The 20,839-nt window shown below is 70.9% G+C and carries 19 protein-coding genes and 1 pseudogene; 10 read left to right on the forward strand and 10 right to left on the reverse strand.

From position 1 onward, the window contains the following. Positions 1-13: 13 nt before the first annotated feature. Positions 14-580: an NADPH-dependent FMN reductase gene (locus V6V89_RS00595; RefSeq protein WP_334616840.1), complete on the reverse strand. Its 567-nt coding sequence runs from the start codon at positions 578-580 to the stop codon at positions 14-16. Beyond that, positions 568-1,188 (reverse strand): membrane protein YczE, encoded by a 621-nt coding sequence (yczE, locus tag V6V89_RS00600; protein ID WP_334616841.1) that lies wholly within the window; start codon positions 1,186-1,188, stop codon positions 568-570. Before yczE ends, V6V89_RS00595 begins: the two co-directional genes overlap by 13 nt. 56 nt (positions 1,189-1,244) lie before the next feature. Between yczE and V6V89_RS00605 the strand changes: the two genes are divergently transcribed. From V6V89_RS00605 to V6V89_RS00615, 3 genes are all read left to right on the forward strand, one after another. Further along, the gene (locus tag V6V89_RS00605; protein ID WP_334616842.1) at positions 1,245-1,700 is read left to right on the forward strand and encodes a MarR family winged helix-turn-helix transcriptional regulator; all 456 of its coding nucleotides are present in this window, start codon (positions 1,245-1,247) and stop codon (positions 1,698-1,700) included. An 89-nt stretch (positions 1,701-1,789) separates the two neighbouring features. Further along, positions 1,790-2,707: a UbiA family prenyltransferase gene (locus V6V89_RS00610; RefSeq protein WP_334616843.1), complete on the forward strand. Its 918-nt coding sequence runs from the start codon at positions 1,790-1,792 to the stop codon at positions 2,705-2,707. A 268-nt stretch (positions 2,708-2,975) separates the two neighbouring features. After that, entirely contained in the window at positions 2,976-3,131 is a 156-nt protein-coding gene (locus V6V89_RS00615; protein WP_334616844.1) for a hypothetical protein, read from the forward strand. A 119-nt stretch (positions 3,132-3,250) separates the two neighbouring features. On the opposite strand, the gene V6V89_RS00620 is transcribed toward V6V89_RS00615, so the two are convergent. Next, entirely contained in the window at positions 3,251-4,612 is a 1,362-nt protein-coding gene (locus V6V89_RS00620; protein ID WP_334616845.1) for an FAD-binding oxidoreductase, read from the reverse strand. Positions 4,613-4,721: 109 nt separating this feature from the next. On the opposite strand from V6V89_RS00620, the gene V6V89_RS00625 reads away from it, so the two are divergent. Both V6V89_RS00625 and V6V89_RS00630 read left to right on the forward strand, forming a co-directional pair. Beyond that, complete coding sequence (locus tag V6V89_RS00625) at positions 4,722-5,372, forward strand: dienelactone hydrolase family protein (RefSeq protein WP_334616846.1); 651 nt, start codon at positions 4,722-4,724, stop codon at positions 5,370-5,372. A 43-nt stretch (positions 5,373-5,415) separates the two neighbouring features. Then, positions 5,416-5,655, forward strand: coding sequence for a hypothetical protein (locus V6V89_RS00630; protein ID WP_334616847.1), 240 nt, complete (start codon positions 5,416-5,418; stop codon positions 5,653-5,655). On the opposite strand, the gene V6V89_RS00635 is transcribed toward V6V89_RS00630, so the two are convergent. Next, positions 5,642-6,928: an MFS transporter gene (locus V6V89_RS00635; protein WP_334616848.1), complete on the reverse strand. Its 1,287-nt coding sequence runs from the start codon at positions 6,926-6,928 to the stop codon at positions 5,642-5,644. The two genes, V6V89_RS00630 and V6V89_RS00635, sit on opposite strands and share 14 nt — an antisense overlap. Positions 6,929-7,576: 648 nt before the next feature. On the opposite strand from V6V89_RS00635, the pseudogene V6V89_RS00640 reads away from it, so the two are divergent. After that, positions 7,577-8,938: pseudogene (locus V6V89_RS00640) on the forward strand (hypothetical protein); the annotation flags it as partial. 320 nt (positions 8,939-9,258) lie between these two features. Here the strand turns inward: V6V89_RS00640 and V6V89_RS00645 are convergent. From V6V89_RS00645 to V6V89_RS00670, 6 genes are all read right to left on the reverse strand, one after another. Further along, positions 9,259-10,260: an NAD(P)-dependent alcohol dehydrogenase gene (locus V6V89_RS00645; RefSeq protein WP_334616850.1), complete on the reverse strand. Its 1,002-nt coding sequence runs from the start codon at positions 10,258-10,260 to the stop codon at positions 9,259-9,261. Continuing rightward, positions 10,257-10,892 carry a DUF2306 domain-containing protein gene (locus V6V89_RS00650; protein WP_334616851.1) on the reverse strand — a complete coding sequence of 212 codons (636 nt, stop codon included), beginning with the start codon at positions 10,890-10,892 and terminating at the stop codon, positions 10,257-10,259. Before V6V89_RS00650 ends, V6V89_RS00645 begins: the two co-directional genes overlap by 4 nt. Before the next feature lie 88 nt (positions 10,893-10,980). Further along, positions 10,981-11,643, reverse strand: a complete 663-nt coding sequence (locus V6V89_RS00655) for a response regulator transcription factor (protein ID WP_334616852.1) — start codon at positions 11,641-11,643, stop codon at positions 10,981-10,983. Then, on the reverse strand, positions 11,640-12,773 hold the full coding sequence (locus V6V89_RS00660; RefSeq protein WP_334616853.1) for a sensor histidine kinase: 1,134 nt from the start codon (positions 12,771-12,773) through the stop codon (positions 11,640-11,642). Before V6V89_RS00660 ends, V6V89_RS00655 begins: the two co-directional genes overlap by 4 nt. A 5-nt stretch (positions 12,774-12,778) precedes the next feature. Next, entirely contained in the window at positions 12,779-13,750 is a 972-nt protein-coding gene (locus V6V89_RS00665) for an acetylxylan esterase (protein ID WP_334616854.1), read from the reverse strand. After that, positions 13,750-14,763 (reverse strand): LacI family DNA-binding transcriptional regulator, encoded by a 1,014-nt coding sequence (locus V6V89_RS00670; protein ID WP_334616855.1) that lies wholly within the window; start codon positions 14,761-14,763, stop codon positions 13,750-13,752. The genes V6V89_RS00665 and V6V89_RS00670 overlap by 1 nt, the downstream gene beginning before the upstream one ends. A 176-nt stretch (positions 14,764-14,939) precedes the next feature. On the opposite strand from V6V89_RS00670, the gene V6V89_RS00675 reads away from it, so the two are divergent. From V6V89_RS00675 to V6V89_RS00690, 4 genes are read left to right on the forward strand one after another with little or no spacing between them, the layout of a single operon-like run. Further along, positions 14,940-17,255: a glycoside hydrolase family 3 N-terminal domain-containing protein gene (locus V6V89_RS00675; RefSeq protein ID WP_334616856.1), complete on the forward strand. Its 2,316-nt coding sequence runs from the start codon at positions 14,940-14,942 to the stop codon at positions 17,253-17,255. After that, positions 17,252-18,244, forward strand: coding sequence for an ABC transporter permease (locus tag V6V89_RS00680; protein WP_334616857.1), 993 nt, complete (start codon positions 17,252-17,254; stop codon positions 18,242-18,244). The genes V6V89_RS00675 and V6V89_RS00680 overlap by 4 nt, the downstream gene beginning before the upstream one ends. Continuing rightward, entirely contained in the window at positions 18,241-19,170 is a 930-nt protein-coding gene (locus V6V89_RS00685) for a carbohydrate ABC transporter permease (RefSeq protein WP_334616858.1), read from the forward strand. The genes V6V89_RS00680 and V6V89_RS00685 overlap by 4 nt, the downstream gene beginning before the upstream one ends. A gap of 22 nt (positions 19,171-19,192) precedes the next feature. Continuing rightward, positions 19,193-20,839 (forward strand): ABC transporter substrate-binding protein, encoded by a 1,647-nt coding sequence (locus tag V6V89_RS00690; RefSeq protein ID WP_334616859.1) that lies wholly within the window; start codon positions 19,193-19,195, stop codon positions 20,837-20,839.

Consider the following 20,839-nt stretch of genomic DNA (forward strand, 5'->3'; position numbering starts at 1 on the left):
GTGAGGGCGGTTCCTACGCCGGCACCCGTACCGTCGCGAAAGCGGCGGTAAGGCGTTGGAGTTCGTCGAGCATGGCCACAGCGGTGGAGTGCATGCCGGCGGTCGGCTGGAGCTGGCCGTCGGCGTCGACCGCTTGGCGTAGCGGGATGCTGACGGCCTCGGTGACCGGCATCATCTTGAGCGTGGTCACCACCTGCTTGATCATCTGTACCGCGCGGAGGCCGGCTGAGGTCATGCCGTAGCTGACGAAGGCGACCGGCTTGTACTGCCATTCGTGGTACAGGTAGTCGATCGCGTTCTTCAACGGCGCGCTGAACCCGAAGTTGTATTCGGGCATGACGAAGACGAACGCGTCCGCCTCGGCGATCGTCGCGCTCCACCGGCGGGTGTGCTCGTGCAGGTAGCGACCCTCGGAAGGGTGGTGCGGCTCGTCGAGGAAGGGCAGGTTGATCTCGGCGAGGTCGGCGACGGACACGTCGAAACCGCTGTGGTCGCGGGCGATGCCGGTGAACCAGTCGGCCACGCGGCCGCCGATCCGGCCGGGGCGGGTGCTGGCGATGATGACGGTCAGGCGGGGCATGGTTGGCCTACTTCCGGCTTGCGGGCGGACGGGACGGTGAGCTTCGGGATGAGGTAGTGGACGAGCGGCCCGATCGCGATCGCGTACGCGAGCGTGCCGACGCCGACGGAGCCGCCGAGTAGCCAGCCGACTCCGAGCACGGCGACCTCGATGCAGGTGCGCATCACGCGGATCGAGTGCCCGCGCGCGGCGAGGCCGGTCATGAGGCCGTCGCGCGGTCCAGGGCCGAGCCCGGCGCCCACGTACAGGCCGGTGGCGACGCCGTTGAGCAGGATCGCCCCGGCGAGCAGCCCGGCGCGGACGACGAGGGCGTCCGGTCGGGGTGTGACGGCGAGCGTGGCATCGGCGGCGAGCCCGACGACGATGACGTTGGCGACGGTGCCGATGCCAGGGCGCTGCCGCAGCGGCCACCACAGCAGCAGGACGAGGACGGCGACGCCGTTGACGACCCAGCCGAACGGCAGGCCGGTGCGCTCGACGATCCCCTGGTGCAGCACGTCCCACGAGGCGAGGCCCAGGTCGGCTCGGATCATGAGCGCGACGCTGATCCCGAACAGGACCAGCCCTATATGCAGGTTGAGCAGGCGCCGGACCAGGTTCGTTGACATATCACCAACATAGGTCGAGGTTGGTGATATGTCAACATCGCGGTACGCTGAACCCCGTGAACGAACCCCGCTGGCTCGACGAGCGGGAGGAGCGGGCATGGCGCGGCTACCGGCGCATGCGCGCCCTCCTCGACCTGCAACTCGCCCGCGACCTCATGCGCGACAGTGGACTGTCCGAAGCGGACTATGACGTGCTGTCCAGCGTGTCGGAGGCCGAAGGGCAGCGGCTGCGCCTGACGGAGCTGGCCGGGCACATGCTGTGGTCCAAGAGTCGCCTCTCCCACCAGATCACCCGGATGCAGCAGCGCGGGCTGGTCGTCCGCGAGGAGTGCGCCGACGACGCGCGCGGCTCGGTCATCGCGCTCACCCACGAGGGGGTCCGCGCCATCGAGCAGGCCGCTCCGAAGCATGTGGCCTCCGTGCGGCGCCACCTGATCGACGTGCTCACCGACGACGAGGTGGCAGCGCTGGACGCGTTGACCGACCGGGTGGTCAAGCGCCTCACGCGGTGACGATCGCCCGGCTCCCTCCCCCTCGGGAGGGAGCCGGGCCGCTCCCCTGGGGGAGGACCGCAGCCGGGCGGTTTCCCTAGCGTCGAGGCATGGCTTACGGGCATCTGGTACACCCGGCGCGGCCACGGGGCGCGCCGGGCTTCAGCGGTACCACGGTCGCGGTGATCCAGGTCACCCGGCCGTGGTTCTGGCCACTGGGCTGGGCCGGCGCGTACCTCGGTGCGGTGCTGGCCACCCGCACGTGGCTGCCGCCCCTACACGCGGTACCCGAGTCGCTGGCCGCAGCGGCGGTGCTCGGCCCGCTGGTGTGGGGCGCGGTACTCACCCTCAATGACCGGTACGACCTGCCCAGCGACCGGCTCAACCCGCGCAAGGCGACCGCGCCGCTGGTAACCGGCGCGGTGTCCGAAAAGGACCTGGTGCAGTGGTGCGGGCTGTTCTCGTTCACGGCGCTCGCGGTGGCCGCGGCGGCCGGTCCCGCGTTCACCGTCGGTACGGCGTTGGTGCTGCTGCTCGGCTGGCTCTACAGCGTGCCGCCGATCCGGCTCAAGGCCCGCCCCGGCGCGGACGTGGTCGTCAACGCCGTAGCGGTGGGGGTACTGGGACCGCTGGCCGGCTGGTCGCTGCACCGCCCGATCGGCGACTACCCGCCCATCATGGTGGTGCTGGGCCTGCTGCTGGCTGCCGCGCTGTACCTGCCGACCACCGTGATGGACATGGACGCCGATAGGGGCGCCGGCGACACGACCTCGGCCGTGCGCTGGAATCCGTCACTGTGCTACGGGCTCGGCGTGACACTGTGGACGGCCGCGATAGCGCTGTGGCTGGCCAGCTGCCACCTGGGCGTGCTGGTCAGCCGCGACGCGTGGCCGTTGCAGGACCTCATGGCGCCGGTGCTGCTCGCGGCGTACGCGGTGTTGGCCCGGCGGCCGTCGATCCCGCGCATGGCGGTGGTGTCGATCGTGTTCGCGATCCCGGCGGCCGACTTCCTCATGGCCCTCACCTAGGAGTGGCGGAGCCGGCCCCCGGGCCCCCGCCCCCACCCCTTCCCCCCGGCACCGCGCCGCCCCCCTCCCCCCTTCCCGCGCCCGTGCGCACCTCGCCGTCGGCGTACGTCACCTTAAGCTTGGCCTGCAAGGTGCCGTACCGCTTGTAGGTGTGTGTCGGGTTGGCCTGGGTGGACGGTTTGCTGCCGTCACCGACGGACGGGCGAGGCCGAGCGCCCACCGCATCCGAGCCGCGGAAGACTCCGGCCGCTCGCCGAACTCGGCGGCCATGACGGCCGCGCAGCCGGGCGCGCCGCCGCGGCGCAGCAGCGCCGCGCGGATCGCGAGCGCCACCTGGGCCGGTGTCGGCTCGTCGGAAGGCTGTAGGTCACTGACGAAGAGGGCCTCCGCCCTCGCGATCTCGGTCACCGTGCTCACCGCCTGAAGACCGTTTCTGGGTATGACATAGAGAGTCCTCGTCACCCGACGGCGATACATCCGGGGGTTTCCCAGACGGAACCCTGACATCTCCCCGACGGTCCCAGGCGGCTGAGCCAGGGGTCACTAGGCCGGCGTGATGTTGTGGTTGAGGCGGAAGAGGTTGGTCGGGTCGTACCGGCGCTTGACCGCGGCGAGCTTGTCCCACGTCGCGCCGGGATAGGCGGCCCGGACGCCCGCCTCGCCCTCGTCGCCGAGGAAGTTGACGTAGATGCCCTGATCGTCTTGGCGCAGGGCGCCGGCGAACTCGTCGACCCACGCCTCACGGATCGCCTGGTCTTCGGCGCCGGTGAAGAACGCCGCCACGTTGACCATGATGCGCGAAGCGCGGTGCGCGAACGCCGTCTCGTCTGCCGCCACGCGGGCCATCGCGCCGCCGAGCACGCGCAGCTGCGCGACCCGCATGGGCGCGTCCGACGCGCGCAGCCACTCGACGATCGTCTCGGCCCGATCCAAGCCGACAGTGTCGACGAACAGCGAACGACCGACGGCGGTCGGGTGGTACTCCCCCTCCTCCGGCGGATACATCTCCGGGTACCGGATCGGGCGGACCATGTCGGCGATCGGGGTCGCCAGCGCCCGGAAGGGCGCGATGGCGCGCTCGCCGGCCTCGGCGTCGCCCGCGTAGCAGAGCAGGCCCATGATGATCAGCTGGCCGTGCATCTCCTCCGGCACGAACGGCATCGGCGGCGCCGGCATCACATTGGCGATCGTGCTCAGCTCGTCTGGTGCCGCCTCAGCGGCGGCCACGAAACCGGCGATCGCCTCGGGCGTCGCGGGCAGCATCAGCATGCCGCCGACGACCGCGCCGACCGGATGCAACCGGTACTGGAAGCGGGTCACCACGCCGAAGTTGCCGCCTCCGCCGCGGATCGCCCAGAACAGGTCGGGATGCGACTGCGCGTCGACTCGCAACAGCTCGCCGTCGGCGGTCACGACCTCGGCGGCGAGCAGGGCGTCGATCGTCAGGCCGTACTTACGGGTCAGGTAACCGACGCCGCCGCCCAGCGTGATGCCGCCGAGGCCCACCGAACCGGTGTCGCCGAACCCGGTCGCCAGCCCGTGCTCGCCGACCGCGGCGGTGTATTCGCCAGCGGTCAGGCCCGGCTCGGCCCACGCGGTGCGCCCCTCGACGTCGATGTCGAGCCCGCGCAGCGCCGCCAGGTCCAGGACGATGCCGCCGTCCCACACGCAGTGGATGCCGTGCCCGCCGCTACGGATGGCGAGCGGCAGCCCGGTGTCGCGTGCGATCAGCACGACGCGCGCCACCTCGGCCGCGTCCAGCGGCCGGGCGATGACCGCCGGGCGGCGGTCGATGGCACCGGAGAAAACGGTGCGGGCCTTGTCGTACTGCTGGTCGTCGGGCGTGATGACCTCGCCTTTCAGCTCGGCGCGGAGCCGCTCGACGGCTAAAGAGGTGGATGGCATGACAGAAACTCCCCGTGTGCTCGATTGACCGTCCGACAGTATCCGCCGCCTCTGACATCGTGAAGCTGACCCGCGTTTGCCTATCGCGCCGCGCGGGTAGCCGACCAGCATGGACGCCCTCACGGACGTCGCCGTACCGGTCGACGGTGGACTCCTGGCCGCGACGCTGGCGTTGCCCGCACCCGCACGCGGGATGGTGGTGTTCGCCCACGGTTCGGGCAGCTCACGGCACAGTCCGCGCAACCAGGCGGTCGCACGCTACCTGCACCAGGGCGGCTACGGCACGGTGCTGCTCGACCTGCTCACGGAGCGCGAGGAACGCCTCGACCAGGCCACGGCGGAGCTGCGGTTCGACATCGGGCTGCTCGGCGACCGGCTGGTCGCCACCCTCGACTGGCTGCCCACGCAACCAGACGTCGCTGGCCTGCCGGTGGGCCTGTTCGGCGCGTCCACCGGTGCCGCGGCCGCGCTCGTCGCCGCCGCGCGGCGCAGAGACGTCGCGCGCGCGGTCGTCTCGCGCGGCGGCCGGCCCGACCTGGCCGCCAACGCCCTCGACAGCGTCCGGGCGCCGACCCTGCTCATCGTCGGCGGCGAGGACCACCGCGTGATCGAGCTCAACAAGCAGGCCGCGGCACTGCTCGGCAGCCTCGCCCAGACCGTGATCGTACCGGGCGCGTCGCACCTGTTCACCGAGGCAGGCGCCCTCGAGCAGGTCTCCGCGCACGCCCGCGACTGGTTCGACCGGCACCTGCAGGTTTAGCCGATCCCTCCGGTGGTAATAGACATGCCCACCGGAGGTGATCATGCAATACCTGACGATCGACGAGATCGCCAAGCAGTACTGGGTGCGGCGCGGGTTCGCGCCCGAACTCGCCGCTGTCGGCCACTGGCGGCAGCGGCGCGACCTGGACGGCACGGTGCGGTACCGCCGCGACGACGTCGAGGCGCTGCTCGGGCGCCCGTTCCACACGGCGGTCAGCGCGACGGTCAGCGCGACGGTCAGCGCGACGGTCAGCGCGACGGTCAGCGCTACCGCCGGCTGATCCCCGGGGGCGGCCGCCGCGACAGCACCAGCGCCGCCGCGACCGCGAGGTATGGCACCGCGAAACCCGCGAACGCCCAACCGTGGCCGGTCGCCCCCGCGATCACCCCGTAACCGGCGTACACGGCGATCGTCGTGAGGTCGCTCAGCATCCCCGCGAACGACGTCACCGTCGCGCGGGACGAGCCCGTGATCCGGTGCTGGAGCCGGGCGTCCACGGTCACCGACGCGAGCTGGAACCCGCAGAACGCGACCGCGAGCAACACGAAGCCCGCCGGGTGCCCGCTGGCCGCTCCGACGGCCAGCAGCGAGGCGGCGGCCACCAGCAGACCCGCGAGGCCCGTCGAGGACAGCCGCTCCCCCACGCCGCCGAGCAGGCCACCGGCTGTCGCACCGGCCCAGATCAAGAGCATGAGCAGGGGCACGGTCGCATCCGACACGCCCGCGTCGCGGGCCAGCAGCGGCGTGTACTCCTCCAGCGCACCCCAAACGACGGTGACCGCCGGCACCAGCAGAACCGCCGCACGTACCGCCCGGCTGTGTCGCACCTCGGCGAGCCCGGCACGAAGCACGCCCAGGTATCCGGTGTCCGGTGCGGCGGTGTCCAGTACCGGCGTCTCCGGCAGTGGCGGATGGGTGACCGATGCCGCGGCCTCGCCCACGGCGGCGGTCATCGAATGGCCCCGTGCGCTCGGCGCGTGGGCCGCCGCCTTGACCCGGTGCTCGGGAAGCCGGGCCGCGATGGCGGCGGCGACCAGGCAGGCGAGCACGCTCGCCCCACCCACCGCGTGGTATCCGCCCGCGTCGAGCACCGGCGACGCCAGCCCCATCGCCAGCACCACCGAGACCAGGCCGGCGGCCTCCGCGCGCCCGATCGTCCGGGCGTAGCGGTCGGCGGCGCCCAGGCGGTCGAGCTCCTCGTACACGAGGGCCTCGAAGGCGCCGGAGGCCAGGGCCTCCTTCGCGCCCCAGAGCACGAAACCGAGCGCGAACGCCCAGTACGACGGTGCGACGACCCACAGGCCGAAGCCGACCGCGGACAGCAGCGGGCCGGCCACGAGCAGGGCGCGGCGCGAGAACCTGTCGGCCCAGACTCCGGACGGGACCTCAAGCACGATGGAACTGGCCGACCAGATGATGAACAGCGACGAAATCTGCCATACGGACAGGCCGGTGTCGCTGAACAGCAGCGTGTAGACCGGGTACAGCAGGATGAGATCGTCGAAGAGGCAGTACAGGTAGAGGGTGGCGTTGAGCCGCGACGTAGTCAGCATGGGACCTTCCTGAAGGGAGGAATCGGACGCTGGGCGCACGACTCCCTCAGGAGGACCTCGGGTGCTAGTTAGGCATCAACATCGCCACATCATACCGCCATCCTACGGCTCCTCGCCGTGCGGGCCGCACCCTTTTTCGTCCTGGCGCGATCGGACTAGCCGGCGGCGGCGAAGGCCGCACGGATGCCCTCGCGATCGGTGCCCGCGCACAACAGGACGTGCAGCCCGCCCCGAACGCCGCGAGAACCACACTGTCCACATGGGACCCCAGCGCACCCAGCAGGGCACCATCGTCGCCGAAGGTGACCGTCACGACCGCGACCCTGGGCCGCCCTTCACCTCCCACCGGCTGCGGCGCGGTTATCCGGCGCAGGCGCTCGACGAGCATCCGCGGCTGCCCCTCCACGACGTACCCCAGCGGACTAGCCAACCGGCTAGCCGCCACAAGGGGACTGCCCGGCCCACCGTGACCCGCGCCTGCCGGAAGGGGTCCTCGGCCACCTGGCGGTCGCCTGCCAGCGGGTACGCCGAAGCGCGACGGGGTGGGGCGGTGTCCGGAGGGCGACACCGGTAGCGTGGTGCGGCGTGCCGGCGGCACCCCCTTCTGCTCCGCCGGCAGGGCGCTCGGTGACGTATGGAGGATGGCGCATGTCTCAAGGCGGGGAGCTGTTCGCGGTGCGCGAGAGCATGGGTTCGCAGCCGGGCTTCGAGATCAAGCTGCGCGGCTACGACCAGCGGCAGGTCGACCGGTACCTCGCGCACAAGGACAGCGAGGTCGCGGCGCTACTGGCCGAGCGCGACCACGCGTTGGGGCAGGTGCAGGACCTGGCCGCCCAGCTCCAGCACACGCACGCCGAGCTGACCGAGCTGCGCCAGCGGCCCGCGCAGGTCGACCGGGCGTCGTTCCGGCACCTGGGCCCGATGGTCGACCAGATCCTCGCCCTCTCCGAAAACCAGGCCGAGGCGATCACCAACAAGGCCGTCCAGCAGGCCAACGAGGTGCGCGCCGAGGCCGACAAGGTGCTGGCCGACGCGCGCGAGCACGCCGCGCAGGCCCGGCACGACCTGGACGCGGAGGTCGCGGCCAGGCGCGCCGAAGAGGAGGAGAGCGCCGAGGAGCGCCGGGCGGCGACCCAGGCCGAGTTGGCCGAAGTCCGCGAACTGGCCGAGCGGCTGCGCGCCGATGGTGAGGCCGCGCACGAGCGGGCGGTGCAGGAGGCCACGCGGGTCCACGAGCAGAGCGTCCAGCGAGCCGAGCAGGCACGAGCCGAGGCGGAGGCGCTGGTCGAGGCCGCTCGCACGCAGGCCCAGCAGGAGATTGAGGCTGCCCGCGCGCAGACCCAGCAGCAGTTGGCGCAGTGGCAGTCCGAGGTGGAGCGGGAGCTCGGCGACGTGCGGGCCGCCGCCGAGGCTGAGCTGGCGGAGCAGCGCCGGCACGCCGAGGAGCAGAGCGGTATACACCAGCAGCAGCTCGACGTGGTACAGCAGGAGATCCGGGCGCGGCGGCAGGCCCTGACCCACCTTCAGGCCGAGATGGACAGTGCCCAGCAGCGGCTCACGCAGTGGCGCCAGGAGGGCGCCGCGGCCGAGCGCGAAGTCGCCCAACTCCAGCAGCACATGGAAGAGGTACGCCACGACCTGGCCACCGAGACCGACCGCCTCGAGGAGGTGCGCCGGTCGGTGGAGTCCGCCGAGCGGCACGCCAAGGAGATCCGGGCACGGGTGCAGCGCGAGGCCAAGCGGGTCGCCGACCTGGCCGCGGCGGCGGTGATGGCCGCCGCCGCTGGCGGCGCGCAAACCGGCGAGTACCCGATGTTGGCGCACGCCCGCCCGACAACTCCGCAGCCCGCGGAGCCGGCAGCCGAGGCGGCGCCGGCCGACGCGCCACAAGAGGTGGCGGAAGTGGTGGAAGTGGCGGAGCCGGCGCCAGCGGCCGACGCGCCGTCACACCCCGACCCGGCACCGCAGGTGGAACCGGCGCCGCAGGGTGGCGCGGCGCCAGCGGAGTACGAGGTGACGCACGCGTTCCGGGCCGCGCCGGCGACCGAGCCGGTGCGAGGCATGTTCGAACCCGCGCCGTTCAACGCGGCGCCGACGTTCGAGGCGCCCACCGTGGTGTCGGCCGCGGTGGACCGCGCGCCCATCACCAAGCCGCTGGCCGTGCCCGTAGCCGACCTGGCCGAGCCGCTCACCGAGCCGGCTGGATGGGCGCCCGTCGCGGTACACGGCGACGGTCCGCTCCAGCACGACGCCGACCTCGCGGTACCCGTCCAGCGCGCCCCGGCAGGCCACCCGATCCCCGCAGACTCCGATCACCGCTAGGCGCGCGGTTACACCGTGATGGCCACCTTCGCGCGCGCGTGCTCGACCTGGAGGTAGCGCACCGCCTCCGCCACCTCGGCCAGCTTGTAGGTGCGGTCGATCACCGGGGTGACCTCGCCGGACTCGATCAGCTCACGCAGGGCGGCCAGGGTGTCGGCGCGCGGCGGCACGTTGTTGAGCACGACCAACCGCTGCCGGACGAATCGCGCCACCAGTTGGCCAGCGATGACCAGTCCCATCGGCCCGACCACGCGCGGCCGGGCGCCGGACACGCCGCCGCCGGAGAACACCAGCGTGCCGGAGGGCGTGAGCACCCGCCGCAGGTCGGCCAGCGACCGGTTCGCGACCAGGTCGAAGACCACGTCGTACCGTTCCGGCGCGCGGGTGAAGTCGTCGTGCCGGTAGTCGACGACGTGGTCGGCGCCCAGCGACCGCACCAGGTCCACGTTGCGGGTGCTGCACACGCCGGTCACATCCGCGCCCAGCGCCTTGCCTATCTGTACCGCGAACGTCCCCACCCCACCGGACGCGCCGTTGACCAGTACCCGCTGTCCTGGTTGGACGCGAGCCGTCTCGCGCAGCCCGAGGAGCGCGGTAGCGCCGGCGATCGGCACCGTGGCCGCCTGCTCGAACGTCAAGTTGGCGGGCTTGGGCGCGAGCTGTCCCTCGGGCACGCACACGTACTCGGCGAAGGCTCCGTCGAGCTCGCGCACATCGCCGTACACGTCGTCACCGGGCTGGAAGCGGGTCACCGACCGGCCGACAGCCTCGACCCGGCCCGCCAGGTCGCTGCCCCGGATCATCGTCTTCGGCCCCCGGAAACCGAACGCCTCACGCAGCGCCAGCCGCGCCAGGTACGGGTCGCCGCGCATCAGGTGCCAGTCGCGGGCGTTGATTGACGACGCGTGTACCCGGACCAGCACCTCGCCGTCGGCGGGCACCGGCACCTCGACCTCCTTCAGCGCCAGGGATTCGGCGTTGCCGTACCGGTGCTGGACGATGGCCTTCATCGAAGCCTCCTTCTGATCAGCCATTCAGCGAACGCGAGGTTGGCGACCCAGGCGACCGCGTGCAGCAGCGCCCGGGGCAGCCCCTGCGGCTGTCCGAACGCGACGATCCACGGCCCGAGGGTCAGGACCTGTGTGCCGGCACCAATGCCGATGGCGTAGGCGCGCAGCATCCACGCCCGGTGCCGGCGGATGTCCCGCCGCCGCACCGCGACGACACTGGCCACGATGGACAGTGCCATCGCGGAGCCGAACATCAGCCGGAACGCGATCAGCAGCCCGTCGTTCGGCGGGTGCGGGTAGAACACGGTCATCCACATGCCGGACAGCGCGGCGACGAGCCCGCAGACCGCCAGTACCCGGCCGGCGGCGCGGTGCCAGCCGAGCCACCGCCGGCGCAGGCCGGTCGGAAACTGGAAGGCGCCCACCACGCAGAACAGGGTGGCGCCGACGATGTGAAGCACGACCGGCACCGGCGAGTCGACGAACCGGGCGTTCTCCACGGTGACCTGGGGGCTGGACGCCAGCTCGGTCACCCGGACGGCGCCGGCGATCACCGGCACCAGGCTGAGCGCGATCAGCGCGGCGGGTACGGGCCAGATCCGCTTGGCGACGGGGACGGCGGTAATGGTCACGGTTCGATGGTCGTCGCGGCGGCGTGCCGTTTCATCGGAACTTGGGCCGCGGGCGCACTGGCCGATGGTGCGGCCGAAAGACCGTACTTTAGGCGGAGGGACGGACGCGGTCGGTCTCGTACGCCCACATGGCGATCTCGACCCGGTTGCGAGCGCCGAGCTTGGTCATCAGGCTCGCGATGTGCGTCTTCACGGTGCTCAGCGTGATGTACAGCTCGCCGGCGATCTCGCTGTTGGTGTGCCCACGGGCGACGGCGGCGAGCACCTGCTCCTCGCGGTCGGTGAGCGCCTCGATCGGCTGTTTGGGGGGCGCGGCGGGCCCTGAGTCGGCGAAGGCCTTGAGCAGCCGGGTGGTGACGTTCGGGGCGATGAGCGCCTCGCCGCTGGCCGCCGCGTGCACCGCCTGGGCGAGCAGGGCGGGCCCCGCGTCCTTGAGCAGGAACCCCTTCGCGCCGGCCCGCAGCGCCGCGTAGACGTACTCGTCGAGGTCGAACGTGGTGATGACGACGACCGCGATGGGGTCGGCGACGGCCGGTCCGGCGAGCGCGCGGGTGGCCTCGATGCCGTCCAGGCCCGGCATCCGGATGTCGAACAGGCACACGTCGGGGCGTAGCCGGCGGGCCAGCTCGATCGCGCGCCGGCCGTCGGCGGCCTCGCCGACCACCTCGATGTCGGGCTGCGCGTTGAGGATCATCGTGAGCCCGGTGCGGACGATCTCCTGGTCGTCGGCGACGACGACCGTGACACTCATGAAGCGGTCCGCGGGAGCACCGCGGTCACGGTCCAGCCGCGGTCGGGTGCCGGGCCGGCCTCGCAGGTGCCGCCGAGCAGGCCGGCGCGTTCCATCATGCCGACGAGGCCGTACCCGGACGAGCTGGCCTGGCGGGCCGCGGTGGCCTCGCCGTCGTCGCTGACCCGCAGGCGCACCGCCGCGTCGTCGACGGCGACCCGCACCTCGATGCGGGTCGCGTGCCGGGCGTGCCGGCGCGCGTTGGTTACCGATTCCTGGGCGAGCCGGTAGATCGCGGTGCCGACCGGGGGCGGCAGGGCGTCGACGTCGCCGACCAGTTCGACCTCGACGGCGGGGCCGGGCCGGGTGCGTCCGGCGAGCTGGTCGAGGTCGGACACCCTCGGCGTGGGCGCCCGCTCGGCCGGTTCGCCCCTGCGCAGTACCCGGACCATTGCCCGCATTTCGGCTAGAGCCTGGGTGGCCTCGGCCTCGATGACGCGCAGCGCGTCGGTGGCGGCGGCCGGGTCGGCCGGCGCGGTCGCGAGGCCGGCCTGGGCGCGGATGGCCATCGCGGACACGTGGTGGGCGACGGTATCGTGCAGGTCGCGGGCCAGGCGCTCGCGTTCGAGGAGCTTGGCCTGGTCGAGCTCGCGCAGCCGGGCGCCGGCCCGGTAGCGCACAGCGGCACCGACGGCCATGGCCGCGAAGAGCACCACGGACCCGCCACCAGCCTCGCCGAGGCTGATGTCTCCGAGGGCCGCCGCGAGGCCGAGCTTGGCGTACATGATCGCGAGGCCGAGGACGGCCTCGCGCCCGGAGCCCCAGCGGAACACCGCGTAGGGCAGCAGAATCATGAACGCGAGGCTGTTCATGTCTGGCTCGGCGCCTGTGAACAGCGGCGTCACCGCGCAGGTGCCGAAGGCGATCGCCACCATGAGCAACGGCCGGGTGCGCCGCCACAGCAGCGTCGGCATCAGCCCCGCGGTGATCACCAGCGCGACGACCGGCGCGTGCAGATCGGACCAGCGCACCACCGCCTCGAGCACGACGAGCGGCACGAGCACCGCGACGAGGGCCCAGTCGCGCCACACCCGGTGCGGCGCGCCCGGCGGACGCGGCTCATCCCACACGGAGCGCAACAGACCCTGCACAGGGATCAGCGTACTAGCTCGCGCAGCCAGCGGAGCTGGCGGCGCACGTGTACGGCCTCGCCGCCCTCGTGGTGGTTGAAGGGATACACGTGGATCGTCCGGTCGGTGCCCGCGTACCGGTTGTAGGCGGCGTACACGGTGCTCGGCGGGCAGACCGTGTCGCGCAGCCCCACCGCGAAGTGCGCGGGCGCGGACGCCCGCCGCGCGAAGTTCGCACCGTCGATATAGGACAGTGTGTTTCGGGCGGCGGCCTCGGCCTCGCGGTGGATCGCCAGAAACGTCACGATCTCGCTGTACGGGGCGGCGTCGGTGATTTCGATGGCGCGCTGGATGTGACACAGGAACGGCACGGTGGCCAGCACCGCGGCCAGGTCCGGCACGAGACCGGCGGCCGCGAGCGCGAGCCCGCCGCCCTGGCTGTTGCCGGCCGCCACCACTCGCGCCGGGTCGACGCCGGGCAGTTCCCGCACCGCCTCGACGGCCCGCACCGCGTCGGTGATCAGGCGCCGGTAGTAGTAGTCGCGCGGCGAAAGGATGCCCCGGGTCATCGGTCCGGGGCCGCCGAGCGCGTTGCCGTGCGGGTCGGGGGTGTCGCCGCCGGTGCCGTACTGCCCGCCCTGACCCCGGCTGTCCATGAGCAGGTGCGCGTATCCGGCCGCGGCGAACGTGAGCCGCTCGTGCGGCAGGCCCCGCCCGCGCCCGTACCCGAGGTACTCCACGACGGCGGGCAGCGGCTCGTCGACGCCGGCGGGCCGGGTGTACCAGGCGCGCACCGGGTCGCCGCCGAACCCGGCGAACGTGACGTCGAACGACTCGACCAGGCGCAGGTCGGTCGGCTCCGGCTGTACGTCGATCAGCACCTTCGTCGCGCGTGACTCGTCCAGTGTGGACTGCCAGAACTCGTCGAAGTCGGCCGGCTCGGCGATGGTGGGTGCGTACTGCTCCAGCTGCGCGAGTGGCAGGTCGAAAAGCGCCATCAGCGCGCCTGCGCGGGGGGTGCGGTCGTTTCTCGTACGACGAGTTCGGTCACCAGGTCGATGCGGCTGGTCGACAGCTCGACGCCGCGCGCGATGTCGAGCAGCATCCGGGTGGCGGTGCCGGCCATGTCGCGCAGCGGCTGATTGATGGTGGTGAGCGCGGGACCGATCCACGCGGCGACCGGCAGGTTGTCGTACCCGATCACCGAGACGTCCCGGGGGACGTCGAGGCCAAGCTTGCGCGCGGCGCGCAGCACCCCCATCGCCTGCATGTCGGACCCGGCGAAGATGGCGGTGGGGTGGTCTGGCCTGCCGAGCAGTTCCAGGCCGTACTCGTAGCCAGCGTGGACGTAGAAGTTGCCGTACCGCACCAGGTCGGGGTCAACCAGTACGCCCGCCTCGTCATGCGCGGACCGGAAGCCGGCGACGCGCGCCCGGCTGCACAGCACGTCTTCCGGGCCCGAGATGATCGCGATCCGGCGGTGGCCGAGGTCGAGCAGGTGGCGGGCGGCGAGCAGGCCGCCGTTCCAGTTGTTGGAACCGACGGTCGGCACGGACGCGGTGGTCGCGCTGTCGGTGTCGACCACGACGAACGGGATGCGCTGGCGCTCCAACTGCTGGCGGTGGGACTGCGCGGGGTGGCAGAGCACGAAGACGATGCCCGTCGGGCGACGGCTGAGCACCCCGTCGAGCCACTGCTGCGGCGGCTGGTGCGCACCGCCCAGCTGCGACAGCACGAGATCGACCTTGGCGGCGGCCGTGACCGACTCGACGCCGCGGATGATCTCCATGGCCCATGCCGCGGCGAACTCGTGGAAGACCAGGTCGACCTGCTCGCGGCCGGTCGGGCGGCGCTTGACGCGGCGCCGGTACCGGTGCCGTTCCAGGCTCGCCTCGACCCTGGCCCGGGTCGCGGCCGCGACGTCGGAGTGCCCGTTGAGGACCTTGGACACGGTCGTCACGGACACGCCGACCTCGTCGGCGATCGTCGCTATCGTTGCGGAACTCGTCATCGAAATCTCACCCAGCATCGCCGGAAGTTTCGGCGGTCACTGTAGCACTTGATCACCGCTGGGCGGATCATCGTCTATGACTGACCCTTGACACACCTCTGACAAGGCGCCTAACTTGCCGTCAGATGTGACCGGCATGTTGCGGAAACTTTCGGCAAAGCCGGGTTAGGGGAGGCATGAGTAACCAGGTGAACGACGACGCGTGTTGGCGCGACCCGGAGCGGTCCACCACGGAGCGGGTCGATGCGTTGATCCCGCTCATGACGCTGGAGGAGAAGGTCGCCCAGCTGGTCGGTGTCTGGGTCGGTGCGGACGCGTCCGGTGGCGGCGTCGCGCCGTACCAGTCCGACATGGTCGGCGGCGCGTCCTGGGACACGCTGATCCGCCAGGGACTCGGCCAGCTCACGCGCCCATTCGGCACCGCGCCGGTCGACCCCGTGCGTGGCGCCCAGTCACTCGCGGCCGCGCAGGAGGAGATCGTCACGGCCAGCCGGTTCGGGATACCCGCGCAGGTGCACGAGGAGTGCCTGACCGGGTTCGCGACCTGGCGGGCGACCGCGTTTCCGGCGCCGCTGTGCTGGGGCGCCGCCTTCGACCCGGAGCTGGTCGGGCAGATGGCCGGGCACATCGGCCGCACGATGCGCGCGGCCGGCGTGCACCAAGGCCTTTCGCCGGTCCTCGACGTGACCCGCGACTACCGGTGGGGCCGCACCGAGGAGACGATCGGCGAGGACCCGTACCTGGTCGGGACGGTGGGCGCGGCGTACGTGCGCGGGCTGGAGGACGCCGGCGTGGTCGCCACCCTCAAGCATTTCGCCGGATACTCGGCCTCGCGCGGCGGCCGAAACCTGGCGCCCGTGCCGATGGGGCCGCGCGAGCTGGCCGACGTGATCCTGCCGCCCTTCGAGATGGCGCTGCGCCTCGGTGGGGCGCGCTCGGTGATGAACTCCTACGCCGAGATCGACGGCGTCCCCGTCGCCGGCGACGCGGAGCTTCTGACCGGCCTGCTGCGCGACGAGTGGGGCTTCACCGGCACGGTGGTCTCCGACTACTTCGCGATCCGCTTCCTGCAGAGCCTGCACGGCGTCGCCGCCGACGGCGCGCAGGCCGCGGCGCTCGCGCTGCGCGCCGGCATCGACGTCGAGCTGCCCAATGTGGATGCCTTCGGCACCCCATTGATCGAGGCCGTCAAGTCTGGCGCCGTCGATGAGTCGCTCATCGACCGGGCCTTGCGCCGGGTACTGACGCAGAAAGCCGAACTCGGCCTGCTGGACGACGGCTGGCAGGCCCTGCCCGACGAGGCCGACGACCTGGACCTCGACAGTGCCGAAAGCCAGGACGTCGCCCTGCGACTGGCTCGACAGTCCATTGTGCTGCTCCGCAACACAGACGGCATCCTGCCACTGCGCGAAGGTCAGCGGGTCGCCGTGGTGGGCCCGGTCGCCGACGACCCGATCGCGATGCTCGGCTGCTACTCGTTCCCCGCGCACGTGGGCGTGCACCACCCCGAATACGGGCTCGGGCTGGATATCCCGTCGCTACGCGAGGCGCTCGGCCGGGCGTACCCGGACCTGGCGTACGCGCCCGGCTGCGAGATCACCGGCGACGACACCTCCGGCATCGCCGAGGCCGCCGCGCTGGCCGCCGACAGCGAAGTATGCGTGCTGGCGGTCGGCGACCGCGCGGGGCTCTTCGGGCGCGGCACCTCCGGCGAGGGCTGTGACGCAACCGATCTGCACCTGCCGGGCGCGCAGCGCGAGCTGGTACGCGCGGTGCTCGCCACCGGTACCCCGGTGGTGCTGGTGCTGCTGGCCGGCCGCCCGTACGCGCTGGGTGACGAGGTAGAAGGCGCCACCGCGATCGTGCAGGCGTTCTTCCCCGGGCAGAGCGGCGGGCAGGCGCTCACCGAGGTGCTGACCGGTGCGGTGAACCCCTCGGGACGGCTGCCGGTGAGCGTGCCGCGCGACGCCGGCGGCGTACCGGCCACGTACCTGGCACCTCCGCTGGGCCGCCGCACCGACGTGTCCTCTGTAGACCCGACACCGGCGTTCCCGTTCGGCCACGGCCTGAGCTACACGACGTTCGAGTGGCGCGACGCCGACGGGCCCGCCGAATGGCCGGTCGACGGTGACGTTCACGTGAAGGTGACGGTCGCCAACACCGGGTCGCTGGCCGGCACCGAGGTCGTGCAGCTCTACCTGCACGACCCGGTCGCGCAGGTCACCCGTCCCGTCGTACGGCTCGTCGGGTACGCGCGGGTGACGCTTTCGCCTGGCGAGCGCGCCCGGGTGACGTTCGCGGTGCCGGCGGACGCCGCGTCGTTCACCGGTGTCGGCGGGCGCCGCATCGTCGAGCCCGGCGAGGTCGAGCTGCGCTTCGGCCGCTCGTTCTCCGACATCGAAGGCACTGTGCCGCTACGCCTGGTCGGGCCGGAACGCGAGGTTGGCCACGACCGGAAGTTGCTCACCCATTCCACAGTGGAGACAGCATGAGCACACCCACGGTGAACGCGCCGCCACCCGGCGCGGTACGCCCCGAGCCGGCGCTCGCCGCGGCCACCCGCCGCGTGAAACCGCCCAAGCGCACCTGGCGGCAGGCGCTGCGGCGGGATTGGCAGCTCTACTCGCTGGCGATCCTGCCGCTGCTGTTCTTCCTCGTCTTCCGGTACCTGCCGATGCTCGGAAACGTCATCGCGTTCCGGCGCTTCCAGCCCGGCGGCAGTGTCTTCGGCGAGTACTGGGTCGGCCTGCGGTACGTGAAGATGTTCCTGAACGACCCGACGTTCTGGGAAGTCTTCACCAACACCCTGATCCTCGGCGGGCTCGGGCTGCTGATCTGCTTCCCGCTGCCGATCGTGCTGGCGCTGCTGCTCAACGAAGTGCGCACGCGCTCCCTGAAGCGGTTCGTGCAGTCGGTGTCGTACCTGCCGCACTTCCTGTCCATCGTGATCGTGGCCGGCATGGTCATGCAGATCCTGTCGGTCGACGGTGTGGTCAACCAGGCCGTCAAGGCGTTCGGCGGTGATCCGATCGCCTTCCTGCAGGAGGCCGGCTGGTTCCGCACCATCTACGTCTCCTCGGAGGCGTGGGCGACCGTCGGCTGGGGCACGATCCTCTACCTGGCGGCGCTCACCACCATCGACGAAGACCTGTACGAGGCGGCACGGATCGACGGTGCCAGCCGCTGGCGCCAGACCTGGCACGTGACCCTGCCCGGCATCCGGCCGACCATGGTGACCCTGCTGATCCTCAACATCGGCACGTTCATGGCGGTCGGCTTCGAGAAGGTCCTGCTGCTGTACAACCCGCTGACCTACCCGACCGCGGACGTCGTGGCCACGTACCTGTACCGGGTCGGCATCGTCTCCGGCAACTTCAGCTACGCCGCGGCGATTGGCCTCTTCGAGGCCTTGATCGGGCTGACGCTGGTGCTGTCGGCGAACTTCATCTCCCGTCGCACAGTGGGGGCGAGCCTGTGGTGACCATCGACTCCAGCAAGATTCTCGCCAAGCCGGCCGGTCCGAAGCGCCAGCAGGTCACGCGCGGCTACCGGATCTTCCAGGTGGTCAACGCCATCGTGCTGACCGGCGTCGTGGTGGTCACGCTGTACCCCTTCCTCAACATCGTGGCCCGCTCGTTCAGCGACCACGCGAACGTCGTCGCCGGAAAGGTGAACCTGCTGCCCAAGGGGTTCAACCTGAACGCGTACGAGGAGGTGATGAGCGACTCGCTGTTCTGGACCAACTACCGCAACACCCTCTTCTACACCTTCACGGCCACGGTCATCGCGATCGTGCTCACCACCTGTTACGCGTACGTGCTGTCCAAGCCCCAACTCAAAGGCCGCGGCTTGCTCGTCGGCGTCGCGGTGTTCACCATGTTCTTCAGCGGCGGCCTGATTCCCAACTACATCCTGGTGACCAGCCTCGGGTTGAAGAACAGCGTCTGGGCGATCGCCCTGCCCAACGCGATCAGCGTCTTCAACCTGCTGGTGATGAAGGCCTTCTTCGAAAGCCTCCCCACTGAGCTGGAGGAGGCCGCCTCCGTCGACGGCCTGTCCACGTACGGGATCCTGTGGCGGATCGTGTTACCACTGTCGAAGGCGATCGTCGCCACGATGGTGCTTTTCTACGCGGTGTCTTTCTGGAACTCCTGGTTCTCCGCGTTCCTCTACATGGACAGGCAGGAGTTGTGGCCGGTCACCGTCTACCTGCGCAACCTCATCGCGGGCGCCACCTCGACCGCGTTCGGCGGCAACGCCGTCGCCGAGGGCGCGGAGGCGCTGCAGATCGGCGCCACCGTCAAGGCGGTCGCGATCGTGCTCACCACCCTGCCCATCCTCCTGGTCTACCCCTTCATCCAGCGGTACTTCGTTTCCGGCGTCATGCTCGGCGCCGTCAAGGGATGACCCACCCCGGAAAGGAATTCCCATGGTCTACCAACCGTCCCGGCGCCAGGTTCTCGCCGCCGCCGCGGGCCTCGTCGCGCTCGGTCTCGCCGGCTGCGGCGGTGACGACTCGAACGAGTCCAGCGACCTCGAGGGCAAGCGGGTCGGCGCGATGGAGAAGTACGGCGTCGGCGACCAGTTCAAGGCGACCGAGGCGCTGACTTTCTCCGTGCTGTACAACAACCACCCCAACTATCCACTGAAGACCGACTGGCTGTTCTGGTCCGAGCTCGGCAAGCGCACCAACATCAAGCTCGACCCGGTCGCCGTGCCGCTGAGCGACTACGAGCAGAAGCGCAGCGTGCTGATCGGTGCCGGCGACGCGCCGCTCATCATCCCCAAGACCTACCACCCGGCGGAGAACTCGTACGTCTCCTCGGGCGCCATCCTGCCGGTCAGCGACTACCTCGACCTGATGCCCAACTTCAAGGACAAGGTCGAGAAATGGAAGCTACAGCCGGAGATCGACACACTCCGGCAGGCGGACGGCAAGTTCTACCTGCTGCCCGGCGTGCACGAGAAGCCGTGGGCGGACTACTCGCTGGCCGTGCGCACCGACATCCTCCAGCAGCTCAACCTTCAGATCCCGAAGACCTGGGACGAGGTCTACACGATGCTGAAGGCGATGAAGCAGGCGCACCCCGCCCTTTACCCGTTCTCCGACCGGTGGAGCAAGCCCACGCCCGGTGGCCCGCTCTTCAGCCAGATCGGCGCGGCCTGGGGCGCGCCCGGCGGCTGGACCTACCAGCACGCCACCTGGGACGCCGACGCGAAGAAGTACTTCTACACAGGCGCTAGCGACAAGTACAAGGGCTGGGTCGAGTACCTCGCCAAGCTGGTCGCCGAGAAGCTGATGGACCCGGAGAGCTTCACCCAGGACGACGACATCGCGCGCCAGAAGCTGGCCAACGGCAAGTCGTTCGTCATCAGCACCAACGCGCAGACCCTCGTCAACGACTACCGCAAGGACCTCGCGGCGACCCTCCCGAGCGCGAAGCTCGTCAAGATTCCGGTCCCGACCGGCCCGCTGGGTGAGATCAACCCGGCCAGCCGCCTGGAGAACGGCATCATGATCTCCACAAAGGCCAAGGACAGCAAGAACTTCGTCGCCATGATGCAGTTCATCGACTGGCTCTGGTACTCCGACGAGGGCCAGGAGTTCGCCAGGTTGGGTGTCGAAGGCACCACGATGGTCAAGGGCTCCTCCGGGCAGGCGGAGCTATCGCCCAATGTGGACATGGTCGGCCTGCACCCCCAGGCACCCAAGCACCTTCAGAAGGACTTCGGCTTCGGCAACGGCGTGTTCGCCTACGGTGGCAAGCCGGAGCTGGTCCAGGCGTTCTTCTCCGACGAGGAGAAGGAGTTCCAGGCGGTGATGAACGCCCGCAAGCAGGCCGCGTTCGTCACCCCGCCGCCGGCGCCGTTCACCGACGAGGAGCGCGAGCAGGCCACCCTCTGGGAGACCGGCCTCAAGGACTACGTCTTCCAGCAGACCCTGAAGTTCATCCTCGGCCAGCGTCCACTGTCCGAATGGGACGCCTACGTGAACGAGCTCAAGAGCAAGAACATGGACGCCTACATGGAGCTGGTCCAGAAGGCGTACGACCGCTACCAGAAGGAACACGGCTGA

Origin of the sequence: Micromonospora sp. CPCC 206061 (assembly GCF_036906915.1) — a bacterium.
GTDB lineage: Bacteria > Actinomycetota > Actinomycetes > Mycobacteriales > Micromonosporaceae > Phytohabitans.

Bases quoted from the DNA above. Each gene is read 5' to 3' on its own strand.
- V6V89_RS00595 (WP_334616840.1), bottom strand. From the start codon at position 580: ATGCCCCGCCTGACCGTCATCATCGCCAGCACCCGCCCCGGCCGGATC.
- yczE (WP_334616841.1), bottom strand. From the start codon at position 1,188: ATGTCAACGAACCTGGTCCGGCGCCTGCTCAACCTGCATATAGGGCTG.
- V6V89_RS00610 (WP_334616843.1), top strand. From the start codon at position 1,790: ATGGCTTACGGGCATCTGGTACACCCGGCGCGGCCACGGGGCGCGCCG.
- V6V89_RS00615 (WP_334616844.1), top strand. From the start codon at position 2,976: ATGACGGCCGCGCAGCCGGGCGCGCCGCCGCGGCGCAGCAGCGCCGCG.
- V6V89_RS00620 (WP_334616845.1), bottom strand. From the start codon at position 4,612: ATGCCATCCACCTCTTTAGCCGTCGAGCGGCTCCGCGCCGAGCTGAAA.
- V6V89_RS00625 (WP_334616846.1), top strand. From the start codon at position 4,722: ATGGACGCCCTCACGGACGTCGCCGTACCGGTCGACGGTGGACTCCTG.
- V6V89_RS00630 (WP_334616847.1), top strand. From the start codon at position 5,416: ATGCAATACCTGACGATCGACGAGATCGCCAAGCAGTACTGGGTGCGG.
- V6V89_RS00635 (WP_334616848.1), bottom strand. From the start codon at position 6,928: ATGCTGACTACGTCGCGGCTCAACGCCACCCTCTACCTGTACTGCCTC.
- V6V89_RS00645 (WP_334616850.1), bottom strand. From the start codon at position 10,260: ATGAAGGCCATCGTCCAGCACCGGTACGGCAACGCCGAATCCCTGGCG.
- V6V89_RS00655 (WP_334616852.1), bottom strand. From the start codon at position 11,643: ATGAGTGTCACGGTCGTCGTCGCCGACGACCAGGAGATCGTCCGCACC.
- V6V89_RS00665 (WP_334616854.1), bottom strand. From the start codon at position 13,750: ATGGCGCTTTTCGACCTGCCACTCGCGCAGCTGGAGCAGTACGCACCC.
- V6V89_RS00670 (WP_334616855.1), bottom strand. From the start codon at position 14,763: ATGACGAGTTCCGCAACGATAGCGACGATCGCCGACGAGGTCGGCGTG.
- V6V89_RS00675 (WP_334616856.1), top strand. From the start codon at position 14,940: ATGAGTAACCAGGTGAACGACGACGCGTGTTGGCGCGACCCGGAGCGG.
- V6V89_RS00680 (WP_334616857.1), top strand. From the start codon at position 17,252: ATGAGCACACCCACGGTGAACGCGCCGCCACCCGGCGCGGTACGCCCC.
- V6V89_RS00690 (WP_334616859.1), top strand. From the start codon at position 19,193: ATGGTCTACCAACCGTCCCGGCGCCAGGTTCTCGCCGCCGCCGCGGGC.